The following is a 281-nucleotide window of genomic DNA, read 5'->3' on the forward strand; positions in this document are numbered from 1 at the left end:
CGCGCCGGTGGAGGCGGGGACCCGGGTCGCGAAGGTCGAGGCGTTCAGTTCGTGGTCGGCCAGCAGCACCAGCGCCTGACGGGCCCGGTCGGCGGTCGCGGCGTCGAGGGACCAGAGCCGCGCCAAGCCCTGATGCAGGGGCGCCCGGCCTTCGGGGATGCCGCAGGACGCGGCGAGATGCGCCACGGCGCGGCGCGCGTCGCGGCCCAGGCGGTGGTGCCCGCGGCCCAGCGCGGCTTCGGCCTCCTGCAGAAGCCCGGCCAGCGCCAGGAACGGCGTCG

At 78.3% G+C, this 281-nt stretch carries 1 protein-coding gene; it reads right to left on the bottom strand.

Annotated features, from left to right (window positions below; translation table 11 throughout):
* Positions 1-186, bottom strand: a 186-nt coding sequence (locus tag ACLBX8_RS32205; RefSeq protein ID WP_447716475.1) for a citrate/2-methylcitrate synthase, incomplete at its 3' end; no start/stop codon positions are given.
* Positions 187-281: the final 95 nt, after the last annotated feature.

The organism is Methylobacterium sp. D48H, assembly GCF_053345715.1.